This is a genomic window from Methylophilus sp. (genome assembly GCF_052173275.1).
Taxonomy (GTDB): Bacteria; Pseudomonadota; Gammaproteobacteria; order Burkholderiales; family Methylophilaceae; genus Methylophilus.
On record NZ_JBQMUL010000002.1, the window covers coordinates 1,645,982 to 1,659,965 of the forward strand.

Sequence of the window (13,984 nt, forward strand, 5' to 3'; positions counted from 1 at the left end):
CTTGCCAGGTGATGCTGATAACGTATAAATTATGTACGCCAAGGGTGCTTAGGCACATCACAGACACCGGCAACATTCACACCGGCTTGTGCCACCAGATGATCATTCTCCACCGTGTCACCGCTAACCCCGATAGCGCCGATCAGAATGCCTTCTTCATCGACGATAGGCAAACCACCCGGGAAAGTAATCAATCCGTCATTGGAGTGCTCAATGCCATACAGCGGGGAGCCAGGGATAGAAAGTTTGCCGATTTCGCCAGATGGCATCGCGAAATAACAGGCGGTTTTCGCTTTTTTGATGGCGATATCGATACTGCCCACCCACGCATCATCCATTCTGGTAAAGCTTTTCAGATTGCCGCCTGAGTCCAGCACGGCGATACACATCTTCACGCCTATCTGTTTGGACTTCTCAACTGCTTTTTCTATGATTTCTTGTGCGACTTCAAAGCTTACGTGCATATTGTTTCCTAAATTGAATGGAACACATACGACATTGTCAGCAAATTAAAATTCACTGTGGGTTGCGCTTATTCACTAAGGGCTGCGCTAAGGCCAGTAAAACTAGTCGATTATTTTCCTGGTGCAGTTTGCGTGGTTGGCTGAGCAAAGTTTTGCGGTTCCCTGTCATTGATAGGCAGGGGGTTGGCAGCTTCTGCCTTTGAAACTGACTCTACCGCATCACTCAGCGGCTCTGCGGCTGGAGGAATGTCGGCGGCATTCCAGCTGATCAGCATCAGACCGACCACCAGCATGCCAATCACATAAAAAACAATAGTGGCGATCCGATTGAATTTTTTATTCGTCATCTGTGACTCCGTATTGAGAACAACGCCAGCACTAGGGCTAGATCCCTGCATCCGGATTGCTGATATCGTTGGGAAACTGCTTGTTTCTGTCATCGATATTTTGCTTATTCAACGCCTTATCTTCATGAACAGCTTTCGATTTACTTCTCTCATAGCCACGCGAATCATCCGCCGGGTCAGTATTGGCCGGATCTATCGAGTCCGGATTCAAGGGGTCAAGGCGACTTTCATCGATGTGATGTACGCTGTGGACATTGGTATCTTTATTTAAAGCCATCTCTCTCTCCAGACGATTTGAAATTCAACACGGGGCATGCCATTGTCAGCCCACAAGTTTTTGAAACGATATGGTTCGAATCATCGCCTGTATGCATTTGTTGCGACAGACTGATAAAGCTGAAATGACTGTAGGAAAAATCGTACCGCCAGTGCTGCGTCGCGCTGAATTGTTTTTTTGCCTAGGCTTTACGGGAGAAAAGTCCTGCCGTGAGATTAGTTTCAGGCCAAATGAAACTTCATGCAGGAATTTATGTATATTCAATATCATGACCAACTCACATACGCCACAGTCTGCTGCTGCAGAACAGCCAGCCGATCAGCTTCCTCCATTATTTGTCATCATGAATGCCGGTTCTGGTGATACAAATGCAGAGACTGTTGCCGATAAGCTGGCAACATTATTTGCCGAAGCAGAGCAACCTTATGAGCTGTTTTTTTGCCGTCAGCCGGGTGACTTGCCTGAAATGACAAGCCAGGCCATCCAGCAAGCTAGCAAGCGTAATGGCGTGGTCGCCGCAGCGGGCGGGGATGGCACCATCCGCTTTGTCGCACAGGAAGTGATCGCTGCCGATTTGCCTTTTGGCATCGTGCCGCTGGGCACATTCAACTATTTTGCGCGTGACAATGGTGTGCCGCTGGAACTGGATCCAGCCGCCAAAGCGTTGCTTGCGGGTATACGCGCCCGAAGTGAACGGCAAATACAGGTCGGGGAGTTGAATGAACAGGTTTTTCTGGTGAATGCCAGCCTGGGGCTTTACCCACAATTGCTGGTGGACCGGGAAGCGCTCAAAAAGCAGCATGGCCGCAGCCGCATTGTTGCAAAGCTTGCTGCATTCCTTACCTTGTTAAAACGCGATATCCAGATGTTGCTGCGCATGGAACATAGCGGCGGGGAAGAGGAGAGTGGCGAAAAAGTCATTCCTGCTTCCACGATATTTGTGGGTAACAATGCACTCCAGTTGGCGGATATAGGGTTGGCTGCTGAATCTGAAAGCGTTAAAAATCGGCAGCTTGCCATCATCGCGCTGCCGCCTATGAGCGCTGGCAAACGGATAGGCGTGGCATTTCACGGCATGCTGGGGGTGTTAAGCAAAGCGCCGGAAGTCACCCATTTTGCCTGTCGTCAGCTGGTGGTTGAACCGCTGTCGCGTCGCAAAAAGCGTTTAGTAAAAGTCGCGATGGATGGAGAAGTTTCCCACATGCAGCCTCCTCTGACCTTCCGCGTTGGACCTAAGTGTTTGCGGCTGATCGCTGCTGTTTCGCCAGGAGACGAAACTTGAGTGTGATCCTGCATCTTTCCGATACCCATTTCGGGACTGAACAACCAGAAGTGGTAGCAGCGCTATTGCAGCTCGCGCAAGAGGTGCGCCCGGATATCGCTATCTTATCCGGTGATGTCACCCAGCGTGCACGACGCGACCAGTTTGCTGCCGCTCGCCGCTTTCTCGATGCACTGGCTGCGCCAGTCAAGCTGGTGATTCCTGGTAATCATGATATTCCGCTGTTTAATATTTTCGCCCGTGTTTTTAACCCGTATGGCAATTACCGCCGCGTCTTCGGGCGTGAGCTTGAGCCACAATTTTCTAATCAAGATGTCATGGTGATAGGCGTCAATGCCACCCGGCCATGGCGCCATGCGGATGGTGAAGTGTCTGCGAAACAGATAGAACGTATCTCACAACAATTGCAGCGCGCTTCACCCGGCCAATTACGCATCGTGGCTGTCCACCAGCCGGTGTTCGTCGAGCGCGAAAGTGATAAAGAGAATCTGCTACACGGCCATCAACAAGCCATAGCGGCCTGGGCTGCGGCCGGGGCGGACCTGATCTTAAGCGGGCATATCCATCTGGCATACATGCGTCATCTGGGCGAAGCTTTGCCCGATGTCACGCGTTCGCTGTGGACCATCTCCGCGGGTACTGCCGTTTCCAAACGGGTACGCGAAGGCAAACCGAACTCAGTCAATCTTATCCGCTATGACGCAGCGCAGTCGCGTAGCTGCCAGGCAGAACGTTGGGATTTTGATGCAGCATCTTCGCGATTTGTTGTTGCCGAAACCAAACTATTGGAGCTGTCGTAGTTTTATGCAATCACTGCGTCTGCATTTAACGGTTGGCATTTTAGTGTTGGCTGTCGCAGGATTGCTATTTGGGTTGATTGCCGCGAATGTTGTCAGCGGTGGCGCGCTGACAATCATCGATGTCCAGCTAGCTCAATGGTTGCATACGAACAGCACACCAGCGCTCACAGAAATCTTGCTGGTTGTCACGCACTTGCATGATCCTTTAGTCATTAGTCCTGTAGCCATTCTCATAGCACTTTATTTCATCTGGAAAAAGCAGTGGTATGCAATGTGGGCCGTCGTGCTCGGTATACAAGGCGGCATGTTATTGAATTTGCTGGCTAAGCAAGCGTTTCACCGGGCGCGCCCATCCTTTGATGACCCACTTGTTACACTCACAACCTACAGTTTCCCCAGTGGTCATGTCGTTGCCAGCACGGTTTTTTATGGCGTACTAGTAGCACTGCTGATTTCACAAACACGTTCATGGCGTCGGGCTGTTTATATTCTCATGACAGCTTTTGCAATGGTGGTACTCGTTGCATTTAGCCGTATGTATTTAGGCGCGCATTATTTGAGCGATGTGCTGGCGGCCTTTTTAGAAGCGATTGCCTGGTTAGCACTGTGTTTAATGGCAGTTCAAAGCTATCGTGTGCATCATGCAAAGAAATAGCGTTAAGTGATGGCCTAACGATCTCGCTTAGCTTTGTGCGTTAAAGCCAAAGTCTTTCCGTAACATCGTTAAGCCTGTGCAACAGCGATAAGTAATAGTTGGCAGATTCGCCTTAACGATCACCCAGTTTGCTAGTCGTTGCCGAAAAGAGGTAGGGAGGATTGCTGAAGTTTATCAACGTCAGTCCCTACTACGATCTGTACTGTATCTCCAATACTTAACAGACCACCGCGTAGGATGCGTGCGGTGATACCGCCATGGCCCCGTAGGGCATTGTAGCCCCCTCTGCCTAGTACTTGTTCCATTTTTGAGCAGGGCTCACAAGGGCCAGTGACCTCCAGCAGCACATTGCCAATCAATAAATGCAGCGGCTGATCTTTAAATAGTGATTTTGTCGCCAGCAGATTGATGCCGGAAACGATCAGATTACGCCTCAGCAAAGCCGGATTAATCTGGGAATGCCCCGTGAGCGCTGCGATCACTGGTAAATGCTCAGCTTGCAGCAATGTCACCTGTCGTTTACTTCCATTCGGAGCTGACGACTGGCGCAAACTTGCGCGATCTCCCTCTAATCCAAGGTTGGCAATCGCATGGGTTTGATCTTGTCGCAAACAAGGCTCACCACGCCCTGGGCGCAGGTAAATGGCATCCAGTCGTCCTGGCTGGCTAAAGGTCTGGGTCAATTGACGCAGGTCGAAGGTTTGCATGAATGCTAGTACGGATCGCTGCTAAAGCTATTTACTTACGATTGTTTTACCAATTGGCGCGAGTGAAATGCCAGCAAGTTTGAGGTGCTGAATCCCAAAAGGAATGCCGATAATGGTGATGAAACAAGCAAGTGCAGAAACAAGATGGCCAATTGCCAGCCATGCACCGGCAAAGATAAACCAGATGACGTTTCCAATAAACCCAAGCACACCGGTACCAATATCATCCTTCTGATTTAACACATTGCGACTCACTGCTTCTCGACCGAATGGTAAAAAGGTAAATTGGCCAATGACAAAACAGGCCTTACCCCAAGGGATGCCGATGATTGTAATGAAAGCCAGAATGCCGAAAAACCACCATGCCAGGCCCATGAAAAAGCCGCCAAAGATGAACCAAAGAAAATTGCCTAGTGAACGCATTTTTATCCCCCTGTTTTACTGTCTGTCAGTTTAACCTTTTTGTGTAACGTGGATTCTGTTTTAGGTGAGCGTGTCTTCATTCTTAATAGAATATCCGACTTTAAATGCGCTCTCTCAAAATTAAATTCGTCCCGTAAAGCAAATTTCTACAAGTTGTTGAATTTCCCGATTACGGTATACGAGAAATACCATGCGCTTTGAAGTAAATCCTCAGTATAGTTACTTAAGCTGTCAGGTTAAAAATGAAAAAGTCTGGCGAAGAGAGGAATAAATTGGGCGCGGATTGAGCACAAAAAAAGCCAAGTTAGTTATCACTATCTTGGCTTTGCTTTTCTGACTGGTGCGCCCGGCGAGATTCGAACTCACGACCCTTGGCTTCGGAAACCAATACTCTATCCAGCTGAGCTACGGGCGCAATCCGGCCATTATAGCAAATAAGTCGCGCTGCCCTTGTGTGAGCGCAGTCTTTTTGTCTGCCTGTGTGGGCATAAGTCGCCTGAAATAATCTTGTCATAGTGCCTGACTATGCTAGCTCTTGAAAAACGTTAAAGTTATTTAAGGATATTGCATTATGAAAGCCATGATTCTGGCTGCTGGTAAAGGCACACGTGTTAGACCGCTCACTTATGAATTACCCAAACCCATGATCCCCGTGTTGGGCAAGCCGGTGATGGCTTACCTGGTTGAGCATCTCGCTTTGCATGGCGTGGCGGATATCATGATCAACGTCAGTTACCTGCACAAAAAGATCCAGGATTATTTTGAGGATGGCCATCGCTTTGGAGTGAATATTGGTTATTCATTTGAAGGCGATATTGTCGATGGCCAGGTGGTACCGCATGCGGTTGGTTCGGCGGGTGGTATGCGCAAGATCCAGGATTTCAGCGGTTTTTTTGATGAGACGACGATTGTGCTGTGCGGCGATGCGGTGATTGACCTGGATATCACGCGTGCAGTGAAGGAGCATAAAGAGAAGGGTGCGCTGGCGAGCCTAGTGACCATGCAGGTGCCTATGGATAAGGTTTCCGGCTATGGCGTGGTGGTGACTAATCAGGAGGGGCGGATTATTTCTTTCCAGGAAAAACCTAGCCAGCTGGAGGCGCGCTCTAACTGGGCGAGTACCGGTATTTATATTTTTGAACCGGAAGTGCTGGACCTGATCCCTGGCGGGAGTGAGTTTGATATCGGTTCGGATCTGTTCCCGTTGCTGGTGCAGCGCGGCTTGCCTTTTTACGCGATCCAGCATCCGTTTAACTGGATAGATATTGGCGTGGTGGCAGATTACTGGCTGGTGATGCAACAGATGATGCAGGGTTTTTTCCCTTCGATGCCAATTCCTGGCAAGCAGATCAAGCCGGGGGTATGGGTGGGTTTGAATGTGCACATCGACTGGGAGCATACGCATATTGAAGGGCCGGTATATATCGGCTCCGGTTCGCGGGTGGATAAGAACGCACGCATTATTGGCCCGACCTGGATCAGCAACGGTTGCCATGTGCAGCGCGATAGCACAGTGATCCGTTCGGTTCTGTTTGATTACACGCGCATTGCGCAGGGTTACCAGGTGGAAGAGCGGATTGTGTGTGGCGAGTATTGTGTGGACCGCGATGGCCGCATGATCCATATTGATGACGAGAACTGCGACATCATTTGGACCGATGCACGCGAAAAAGTGGTGTATCCGCAGAACTACGCATACGCGCGGCTATAGAGAGAGTATGTACTCACAATTTTATTGTTTTTCGGTTTGATGATGTGGATAAACAAAGTCACTCTATAGTCTGCTGACTTCTGTTTGACACGCCAGTTTAAAGGATTTGTCATATTCGCTACGTATCCTCTAGGGACTTTTGAGGAGAGGCTACAATGAAAAAAATGACTTTAATGCTGGCATTAGCGCTGAGCTCTATCGGTGCTGCACAAGCCGCAAGCAATTATCAGATCAGCAAGGAATGGACGTTTGCCCACAGTGGTAACGGCTATCTGGCGGAGATCCCTGCCTATGATGCGATCACTAACACTATCTGGGTTGCCGGGGTGAAAGGCGTGGATGTATTGAACGCCAGCACCGGTAGCCTGGTGCAACGTATCGATACTAGCGCTTACGGCAGCATCAACAGCGTAAGTATCAGCAATGGCCTGGCGGCATTCGCCATTGAAAATAACACGCGTACTAACGCGGGTGTTGTAAAACTGTATGATACTTCGAGCAGAAACCTGGCCGCAGGCACGAACAGCTTTACCGTTGGCTCCTTGCCTGACATGGTGACGTTTACGCCTGATGGTTCAAAAATCCTGGTGGCTAACGAAGGCACGCCGGATACTTACGGTACACGTGCTGGCAACACCACCCCGCGCAATTACAACCCGGCAGTGAATGACCCTATCGGTAGCGTGACTGTAATTGATGTGGCGACACGTACCGTGGCAGCAACAGCGACATTCAACGGCGTGCCTACTTCTGGCACGCATATCCGCACCAATACCGGCATGAATTTTGAGCCGGAATACATCGCGGTGAGCCCGGATGGCAGCAAGGCCTATGTCACGCTGCAAGAGGCGAATGCGATCGGTATTCTGGATCTGCACACCAATACATTTACCAATGTGGTTGGCCTGGGTGCAAAAGATTTCAGCAAGCCTGGCAATACCATCGATCCATTGAATGATGGCAACGTTAACTTTATCAGTGCCAACGTCAAAGGCTTGTATATGCCTGATGGTATCGCTGCTTATTCCGCAGGCGGCCAGACTTATCTGGTCACAGCGAATGAAGGTGATTTCCGCGAGGATGATGCTGATCGTTCTGCGGCTAGTACGATAGGAGGCACTGGTGTGCTGGCGAATATCCGTATTTCAAATACCGATTCTTCACCGGGTGATTTATATGCCGCGGGCGCACGTTCATTCAGCATCCGTGATGCGAATGGTGCGCTGGTCTACGACAGTGGTGATATTCTGGATAAAGAAGCTGCTGCGCGTGGCATTTACGATGATGGCCGTAGCCGTGACAAAGGCGTAGAGCCTGAAGGTGTGGAGTTGTTTACACTGGCTGGCCGTACCATTGCCGCAGTTGGCCTGGAAAGAACCTTGACTGGTGCTATTGCCTTGTTTGATATCACTGACCCGACTAAAGTCAGCTTTATCGACATGATCGTGTCTGCGAACGATCTGGCACCGGAAGGATTGACCGCATTTACATTTGGTGGAAAATCTTACCTGGCATTTGCCAACGAAGGCTCTAACACCACTTCGCTTTACAGCATCAGCGCAGTGCCAGAGCCAACCTCAGCAGCTATGCTGGGCCTGGGTGTGCTGGCTTTGAGCGTTATGCGCCGCCGCCAGAAGTAATCATTTACTGCAGCATCACAAACAGCCAGGCATTGCAGTGCCTGGCTGTTTTGTTTTCATAGCAGCGATTGCACATGTGCGACCCTCCTAAAGCCAGGTTACGTTTCATGACACTGGGTTCTGCGTTATAATCGCGCAGGTAATTTCAAAATCAATGGGGCACAGATATGTCGGGGTACAAGGAAGGTTCAAGCATCAAAGAGTTAATCATTGTGATACCAGGCACAATTATCGGATTCACTCTGTTAGTGTCACTGTTAGCGTATCTTTTTGGCGTGATTGGCAGTGAGAAACCAGCGCCAGCCAAAGAGGTCGCTGAAGCGGCTGAGCAAAAAATAGCTGCTAATATCCAGCCGGTTGCGACCGTTGAAGTCGCGGCAGAGGCGGGTGAACATGTAGAAAAAAGTGGTGAAGAAATTGTAAAAGTCACCTGCGCAGCTTGTCATGGCACCGGTGCTTTGGGCGCGCCAAAAATCGGTAATGCTGGTGACTGGGGTCCACGTATCTCACAAGGTTACGCAACACTGGTGAAACACGCGATTGAAGGTATCCGCAGCATGCCACCACGTGGAGGCGGCGCGGACCTGACCGATCACGAAGTCGCCGATGCGGTGGCTTATATGGCGAACCAGGCCGGGGCAAAGTTTGATGCTGCCAGCTTGAAAGAGTAAACGCCAGCACATGCAAAAGCCGCTTGTCACAAGCGGCTTTTTTATTTTCCGGCGGCGCTTTATTTATAGGGCAGAATAGAGGCTGAGGTATTCTACGTGGCAGATAAAGTGACAGGCATAGGTGACACGCATGGCAAGATTTGCAATTGGTGATATACAAGGGTGTTATCACTCGCTGATGCAATTGCTGGCAGAAATAAACTTTCAGCCAGCGCATGACCAGCTATGGCTGGTGGGCGATATTATCAATCGCGGCAACGGCTCGCTAGAGGTGTTGCGCTGGGCTTATGCACATAAAGCGCAGATCAAGCTGGTGCTGGGTAATCATGAGTTGCATGCGATTGCCGTGGCGCATGGTGTGCGTCCCCCGCATCGCTTTGACACGCTGGCCGAGATATTCTCTGCGCCCGATGGCGGTGAACTCTTTCACTGGTTACGCCAGCAACCCTTGATGGTGCTGGAAGACGACTATGCCATGGTGCATGCCGGCTTGTATCCGCAATGGACGCTCAGTAAAGCCAAACGGTTGGCGGAAGAGGTCGAGGCAGTGTTGCGCGATGCAGATTACGCCACTTTTTTATTTGCCATGTATGGCAATGCTCCGGCGCAATGGAATGATGCGCTGGTGGGTATGGATAGGTTGCGCGCCATCGTTAACGCGTTCACCCGCATACGCTTGTGCAGTGCGCAGGGCGAGATGGAGTTCAGCTTTAAAGGCGAAGTGCCGGATATGCCTGCGGGCTATTACCCCTGGTTTCAAATCCCCAACCGGCATTCCGCTGGCGCACAAACGATTTTGTTCGGCCACTGGTCGGCATTAGGTCTGCACCAGGGCGATGGCGTTGTGGCGCTGGATACCGGTTGTCTATGGGGGCGCCAGCTCACGGCTTACAATCTTGATAGCCAGCAGGTGGTACAAGTGGCGCTGGATGAACGCGACAGGCCAGCGGCCGGTGGTGGTGATTAGCGGGTTGTTCGCATGATGGATCTCTGGCTGGTGGTCGTGGCTTCATTCCTGGCTGGCATCATGGATGCCATGGTCGGTGGCGGTGGCCTGGTCACGGTGCCGGCGCTGTTATCCACTTATCCTTCATTGCCGCCTTCGTTGCTGTTGGGCACCAATAAATGTTCCAGCGTATTTGGCACAGCAGTAGCTGCGATGCGTTATGCGCAACGGGTCAAACTGGATTGGGCCTGGTTGCTGCCGGCGGCGCTGGTCGCTTTTGCCGGTTCTTGGCTGGGTGCTTGGACTTTAACTAAAACGGATCCGCAATTCCTGCGCAAACTGCTGCCACTGATTTTGTTGTTTGTGTTGTTGCATACATTGCTGCATCGCCAGTTCGGCCTATTACATAGCCCTTTACGCACGCCGCGGGCCCGGTTGTTACTGGCCATGACTATCGGCGGCTTGATCGGCTGGTATGACGGATTCTTTGGCCCAGGCACCGGCAGTTTCTTTATTTTCCTGTTGATACGCCTGCTCGGTGTCGATTTCCTGCATGCGTCCGCCTCCTCAAAAGTATTAAACGCTGCCTCTAACCTGGCTGCCGTATTGTTGCTGTCGGCAACCGGGCATGTCTGGTGGCAGGTGGGTTTGGCGATGGCCGCCGCCAATGTGGCGGGCAGCTTGCTGGGCACGGCACTGGCACTCAAACATGGCGCAGTGCTGGTGCGGCGGGTATTTATTGTGATGGTGGTACTGCTGATTATGAAAGCGGGCTGGCAAGCCTATGCGGCATGATCAGGCAACTGCTTGCTGGCTTTGTGTTTGTTGATTTATTTGTGGCGCAGGGTAGAGCACCTGTGTGATTTCAGTATGTGCGAATTCGGCCAGTGCCTGGCGGCTCATTTCCCTGGCCATTATCGGCTGGCAAAAATGTAGATGTACTGTCGGTGAACGCATATGAATAAACGCCAGCATGGATTCAACCATGGTGGTTTCGCCGGCATACGCCGCGGCCAGGTTAAGGCTGCCATCCGGTTGCGCGTAGCGGATCGCGACCGGGATCACAATGGTATTGGCGTCAATGGCGGCCTGGATCAAGCTGCTTTTAAAAGGTAATACTTGCACGCCTTCTGTGGTCGTCCCTTCCGGGAAAACACATAAATTATCCCTGAGCTTCAAGGCATTGCTGGCGATCTGTACTACGCGCGCCGCATCGCGCTGGCGGGTACGGTTAATAAAAATGGTGCCGGATTTTCTGACCAGATAGCCAAACACCGGCCAGTTCCTGACTTCCAGCTTGGCGACAAAGCGCACCGGTAACAGGCTGTTGATGGAGTGTATATCCACCCAGGAAATATGGTTGGCGACAAATAACACGCCATGCGTGTCTTTGCCTGGCAAGGTGCCACTGGTCGTTAACCTGATGTTGAAGCAGTGTAATAAACGGCGGCACCACCATTGAATGATAGACATGCGTACACTGCGACTGGACACTGGCAACACCAGCGTTGCCAGTGTCAGGCCTATCAATACATGCAGGCTGATGCGGGCAATGCGCCAGCCGCGGATAAGAAATGGTGTTTTTGTTAAAGAAGGATGGCTCAAATTATTTCAGGAAATGCGCTGCATATCTGGGGTTGATACGTGAGAGAGGTAACAATACCAGCATATCCGCAGTATTAAAAGCCGGGTCCCAGGCTGGCTCGCCACAAATGTAAGCGCCCAGACGCAGATAGCCTCTGATCAATGGTGGGCAGGTGACTGGCAGAGATTGATCCAGCGCTTCGATCGGCAATGGATTATGCGGGAACACGCGATATTCAGCCGGTGAGAGATATTCTTCACGCAAGCTGCTGAATAGTGAAGCCGCCATATGGCCGCCATCATGCATGGAGATGCTGGCGCAACCTATCATGTATTCATACTGGCGGGCCATCATGTATTTGGCCAGGCCAGCCCACAGCAAAGTGATGGTGCCACCGGTGCGGTAATCTGCATGTACGCAGGCACGGCCGACTTCTACAGTACGATCACTCAGTGGCGACAATCTGCTTAGATCAAACTCACCGGCGGAATAATAACCACCCGCCAGCATGGCTTGCATCGGGTTGAGAATGCGGTAGGTGCCAACCACTTGTTGTGTCGCATCGTCACGCACCAGCAAGTGGTCACAAAAAGCATCAAAACCATCCACGTCCAGCCCATTAGTGCTTCTGATGTGTGCGCCCATTTCTTCGGAAAACACCTGGAAACGCAGGCGTTGCGCTTCGGTGATTTCTTCTGCGGTGGTTGCAAGTGCTACGCTAAGTGACGCAGCCTGCTTACGCGAAGGGTGGATGTTGTTTTGAATGTCAGACTGAGAAATGCCAGAATGACCCATGCCAGGTTGTTGCAAATCTTGCTCAAACATCACGCTTCTCCTTAGTGATTTAGCGAGATGATAGGATTGCGATGTGAATGATTGGTGACGATGTTGTGACAATTCTGTGACGAAAATGGCAACCTGCAGACAATAAAAAAGAGCGACCAGGTCGCTCTTTTAACTGCCAAATGTTGCTTCACTTAATGGCTGACGCGTGAAGTAGAGCCATTCTCTACAATACGTACACGGTCGCCGGGTGCAAATTGTTCATCAGCTTCCTGCACGATAGACACCAGGTTGCCACCATCCAGTTTGACGGTGATCTCATAGGCGTTTTTGCGTGTCACACCTTCTTCAATCGCTGAACCTGCCAAACCACCGGCAACTGCACCGATCACCGCGGCAATGATGCTGCCTTTGCCGCCGCCTATGCTACTACCGGCAATACCACCGACGGCACCACCAGCCACAGTACCTACCGGAGACTTGGTACCTTCCAGTTTGACGCTACGCACACTTTCCACCACGCCGGTTTTCACCGTTTGTGTTTTACGCGCTTCGTCGCGCGAGTAGACACTACCGGAGTTAGAGCTGGCGCAAGCGCCTAAAAAGCCTACTATGACTACCAAAGCAACCCACTTTAATGCATGCACTTTCATGTGTTTTCTCCTGTCCTATTTTCTCTTTATCAACTCACTATCGTTTAACTCGATGCCGGACGACTTAATGAAGGGTCTTCCTTGATCGCATCTTGTACCAGCGCATGGCTGTAAATACTTTCAATCTCTTCTCTGGTGGCAGTGTGGTTCTGGCCACCGCGATGTGCGATTTTAATCGCGCCCAGCGTGGCTGCCAAGCGACCACAGGTTTTCCAGTCCCAACCGCGTGCAATGCCGTAAAGCAAGCCTGCACGATAAGCATCGCCACACCCAGTCGGGTCTACTACTGCTTCTGCTTTAACGCACGGTATGTCATGGCGTTGACCATCCGCATAAATATGTGACCCTTCACCGCCTAAAGTCACAATCAAGGCTTTCACTTTGGCGGCAAGTTGCTCCAGTGTCAGCCCTGTCTTATCTTGGATGACCTGAGACTCATAATCGTTCACTGCCAGGTAGTCTGCCAGCTCAATAAAATAAAGTAATTCTTCACCATTGAACATCGGCAGGCCTTGTCCAGGGTCAAACATGAACGGAATGCCAGCTTCGTGGCATTCTTTAGCATGCTGGAACATGGCATCGCGCCCATCGGGGGCGATGATCGCCAGCACCGCATCTTTGGCATCGTTCACGCTATTGGCATGCGCCTGTTGCATGGCGCCAGGGTGAAAAGCCGTGATCTGGTTATCGTCGATATCGGTCGTGATAAACGCTTGCGCAGTAAACGCGCCATTGATGGTTTTAATGTGCTGGCGTTCGATCTTGTGCTGTTCCAGCCAGCTTTGGTAAGGCGCAAAGTCGTCACCCACTGTCGCCATGATCTGCGGCTGGCCTTCCAGCAATTGCAGGTTGTAGGCGATGTTGCCGGCAGTGCCGCCAAATTCGCGACGCATTTCCGGTACCAGGAATGCCACGCTGAGTTTATGGATTTTGTCCGCCAGGATATGGTTTTTAAACTGGTCGGGGAACACCATAATGGTGTCATAGGCCAAAGAGCCGCAAATTAGAATCTTCATGTGTCGTTTGAGGTTAGGTTAAAT

Annotated in this window: 17 protein-coding genes and 1 tRNA gene; 8 read left to right on the forward strand and 10 right to left on the reverse strand. The window is 51.0% G+C overall.

Features of this window, described 5'->3' with window-relative positions:
• Nucleotides 1-29: 29 nt before the first annotated feature.
• The 3 genes from ACTS9Y_RS09360 to ACTS9Y_RS09370 form a co-directional block, all read right to left on the reverse strand.
• Nucleotides 30-464, reverse strand: a complete 435-nt coding sequence (locus tag ACTS9Y_RS09360) for a GlcG/HbpS family heme-binding protein (RefSeq protein ID WP_442585668.1) — start codon at nt 462-464, stop codon at nt 30-32.
• A gap of 110 nt (nt 465-574) precedes the next feature.
• A complete protein-coding gene (locus ACTS9Y_RS09365) occupies nt 575-811 on the reverse strand; it encodes a hypothetical protein (protein WP_442585669.1) in 237 nt (78 codons plus the stop codon).
• A 37-nt stretch (nt 812-848) separates the two neighbouring features.
• Nucleotides 849-1,088 (reverse strand): hypothetical protein, encoded by a 240-nt coding sequence (locus ACTS9Y_RS09370; RefSeq protein ID WP_442585670.1) that lies wholly within the window; start codon nt 1,086-1,088, stop codon nt 849-851.
• Between the two features lie 268 nt (nt 1,089-1,356).
• Here ACTS9Y_RS09370 and ACTS9Y_RS09375 point away from each other — a divergent pair, with 268 nt between their 5' ends.
• The 3 genes from ACTS9Y_RS09375 to ACTS9Y_RS09385 are packed head-to-tail and all read left to right on the forward strand — an operon-like array spanning nt 1,357 to nt 3,825.
• Nucleotides 1,357-2,370, forward strand: coding sequence for a diacylglycerol/lipid kinase family protein (locus tag ACTS9Y_RS09375; protein ID WP_442585671.1), 1,014 nt, complete (start codon nt 1,357-1,359; stop codon nt 2,368-2,370).
• Nucleotides 2,371-2,372: 2 nt separating this feature from the next.
• Nucleotides 2,373-3,170, forward strand: coding sequence for a metallophosphoesterase family protein (locus ACTS9Y_RS09380; protein WP_442586936.1), 798 nt, complete (start codon nt 2,373-2,375; stop codon nt 3,168-3,170).
• A gap of 4 nt (nt 3,171-3,174) precedes the next feature.
• Nucleotides 3,175-3,825, forward strand: a complete 651-nt coding sequence (locus ACTS9Y_RS09385; protein WP_442585672.1) for a phosphatase PAP2 family protein — start codon at nt 3,175-3,177, stop codon at nt 3,823-3,825.
• Nucleotides 3,826-3,956: 131 nt separating this feature from the next.
• Here ACTS9Y_RS09385 and ACTS9Y_RS09390 read toward each other — a convergent pair whose 3' ends face one another.
• The 3 genes from ACTS9Y_RS09390 to ACTS9Y_RS09400 form a co-directional block, all read right to left on the reverse strand.
• Entirely contained in the window at nt 3,957-4,532 is a 576-nt protein-coding gene (locus ACTS9Y_RS09390) for an MOSC domain-containing protein (RefSeq protein ID WP_442585673.1), read from the reverse strand.
• A gap of 27 nt (nt 4,533-4,559) precedes the next feature.
• A complete protein-coding gene (locus ACTS9Y_RS09395) occupies nt 4,560-4,955 on the reverse strand; it encodes a YccF domain-containing protein (RefSeq protein ID WP_442585674.1) in 396 nt (131 codons plus the stop codon).
• A 338-nt stretch (nt 4,956-5,293) separates the two neighbouring features.
• A tRNA-Arg gene (locus ACTS9Y_RS09400) sits at nt 5,294-5,370 on the reverse strand.
• Nucleotides 5,371-5,526: 156 nt separating this feature from the next.
• Between ACTS9Y_RS09400 and ACTS9Y_RS09405 the strand changes: the two genes are divergently transcribed.
• From ACTS9Y_RS09405 to ACTS9Y_RS09425, 5 genes are all read left to right on the forward strand, one after another.
• On the forward strand, nt 5,527-6,666 hold the full coding sequence (locus ACTS9Y_RS09405; RefSeq protein WP_442585675.1) for a sugar phosphate nucleotidyltransferase: 1,140 nt from the start codon (nt 5,527-5,529) through the stop codon (nt 6,664-6,666).
• 155 nt (nt 6,667-6,821) lie between these two features.
• Entirely contained in the window at nt 6,822-8,306 is a 1,485-nt protein-coding gene (locus ACTS9Y_RS09410; protein ID WP_442585676.1) for a choice-of-anchor I family protein, read from the forward strand.
• Nucleotides 8,307-8,473: 167 nt separating this feature from the next.
• A complete protein-coding gene (locus tag ACTS9Y_RS09415) occupies nt 8,474-8,977 on the forward strand; it encodes a c-type cytochrome (protein ID WP_442585677.1) in 504 nt (167 codons plus the stop codon).
• Between the two features lie 130 nt (nt 8,978-9,107).
• On the forward strand, nt 9,108-9,944 hold the full coding sequence (locus ACTS9Y_RS09420; RefSeq protein ID WP_442585678.1) for a symmetrical bis(5'-nucleosyl)-tetraphosphatase: 837 nt from the start codon (nt 9,108-9,110) through the stop codon (nt 9,942-9,944).
• A gap of 12 nt (nt 9,945-9,956) precedes the next feature.
• Nucleotides 9,957-10,718, forward strand: coding sequence for a sulfite exporter TauE/SafE family protein (locus ACTS9Y_RS09425; protein ID WP_442585679.1), 762 nt, complete (start codon nt 9,957-9,959; stop codon nt 10,716-10,718).
• Here ACTS9Y_RS09425 and ACTS9Y_RS09430 read toward each other — a convergent pair whose 3' ends face one another.
• From ACTS9Y_RS09430 to ACTS9Y_RS09445, 4 genes are all read right to left on the reverse strand, one after another.
• Complete coding sequence (locus ACTS9Y_RS09430; RefSeq protein WP_442585680.1) at nt 10,719-11,528, reverse strand: lysophospholipid acyltransferase family protein; 810 nt, start codon at nt 11,526-11,528, stop codon at nt 10,719-10,721.
• A 1-nt stretch (nt 11,529) separates the two neighbouring features.
• On the reverse strand, nt 11,530-12,333 hold the full coding sequence (locus tag ACTS9Y_RS09435) for a GNAT family N-acetyltransferase (protein WP_442585681.1): 804 nt from the start codon (nt 12,331-12,333) through the stop codon (nt 11,530-11,532).
• Nucleotides 12,334-12,485: 152 nt separating this feature from the next.
• The gene (locus tag ACTS9Y_RS09440) at nt 12,486-12,944 is read right to left on the reverse strand and encodes a glycine zipper 2TM domain-containing protein (protein WP_442585682.1); all 459 of its coding nucleotides are present in this window, start codon (nt 12,942-12,944) and stop codon (nt 12,486-12,488) included.
• Nucleotides 12,945-12,988: 44 nt separating this feature from the next.
• On the reverse strand, nt 12,989-13,960 hold the full coding sequence (locus ACTS9Y_RS09445) for a carbohydrate kinase family protein (protein ID WP_442585683.1): 972 nt from the start codon (nt 13,958-13,960) through the stop codon (nt 12,989-12,991).
• Nucleotides 13,961-13,984 lie beyond the last annotated feature (24 nt).

What these genes read in the sequence shown, in the direction of transcription:
- ACTS9Y_RS09360 (WP_442585668.1), bottom strand. Translation starts at nt 464, where the DNA reads ATGCACGTAAGCTTTGAAGTCGCACAAGAAATCATAGAAAAAGCAGTT.
- ACTS9Y_RS09365 (WP_442585669.1), bottom strand. Translation starts at nt 811, where the DNA reads ATGACGAATAAAAAATTCAATCGGATCGCCACTATTGTTTTTTATGTG.
- ACTS9Y_RS09370 (WP_442585670.1), bottom strand. Translation starts at nt 1,088, where the DNA reads ATGGCTTTAAATAAAGATACCAATGTCCACAGCGTACATCACATCGAT.
- ACTS9Y_RS09375 (WP_442585671.1), top strand. Translation starts at nt 1,357, where the DNA reads ATGACCAACTCACATACGCCACAGTCTGCTGCTGCAGAACAGCCAGCC.
- ACTS9Y_RS09385 (WP_442585672.1), top strand. Translation starts at nt 3,175, where the DNA reads ATGCAATCACTGCGTCTGCATTTAACGGTTGGCATTTTAGTGTTGGCT.
- ACTS9Y_RS09390 (WP_442585673.1), bottom strand. Translation starts at nt 4,532, where the DNA reads ATGCAAACCTTCGACCTGCGTCAATTGACCCAGACCTTTAGCCAGCCA.
- ACTS9Y_RS09395 (WP_442585674.1), bottom strand. Translation starts at nt 4,955, where the DNA reads ATGCGTTCACTAGGCAATTTTCTTTGGTTCATCTTTGGCGGCTTTTTC.
- ACTS9Y_RS09405 (WP_442585675.1), top strand. Translation starts at nt 5,527, where the DNA reads ATGAAAGCCATGATTCTGGCTGCTGGTAAAGGCACACGTGTTAGACCG.
- ACTS9Y_RS09410 (WP_442585676.1), top strand. Translation starts at nt 6,822, where the DNA reads ATGAAAAAAATGACTTTAATGCTGGCATTAGCGCTGAGCTCTATCGGT.
- ACTS9Y_RS09415 (WP_442585677.1), top strand. Translation starts at nt 8,474, where the DNA reads ATGTCGGGGTACAAGGAAGGTTCAAGCATCAAAGAGTTAATCATTGTG.
- ACTS9Y_RS09420 (WP_442585678.1), top strand. Translation starts at nt 9,108, where the DNA reads ATGGCAAGATTTGCAATTGGTGATATACAAGGGTGTTATCACTCGCTG.
- ACTS9Y_RS09425 (WP_442585679.1), top strand. Translation starts at nt 9,957, where the DNA reads ATGATGGATCTCTGGCTGGTGGTCGTGGCTTCATTCCTGGCTGGCATC.
- ACTS9Y_RS09435 (WP_442585681.1), bottom strand. Translation starts at nt 12,333, where the DNA reads ATGTTTGAGCAAGATTTGCAACAACCTGGCATGGGTCATTCTGGCATT.
- ACTS9Y_RS09440 (WP_442585682.1), bottom strand. Translation starts at nt 12,944, where the DNA reads ATGAAAGTGCATGCATTAAAGTGGGTTGCTTTGGTAGTCATAGTAGGC.
- ACTS9Y_RS09445 (WP_442585683.1), bottom strand. Translation starts at nt 13,960, where the DNA reads ATGAAGATTCTAATTTGCGGCTCTTTGGCCTATGACACCATTATGGTG.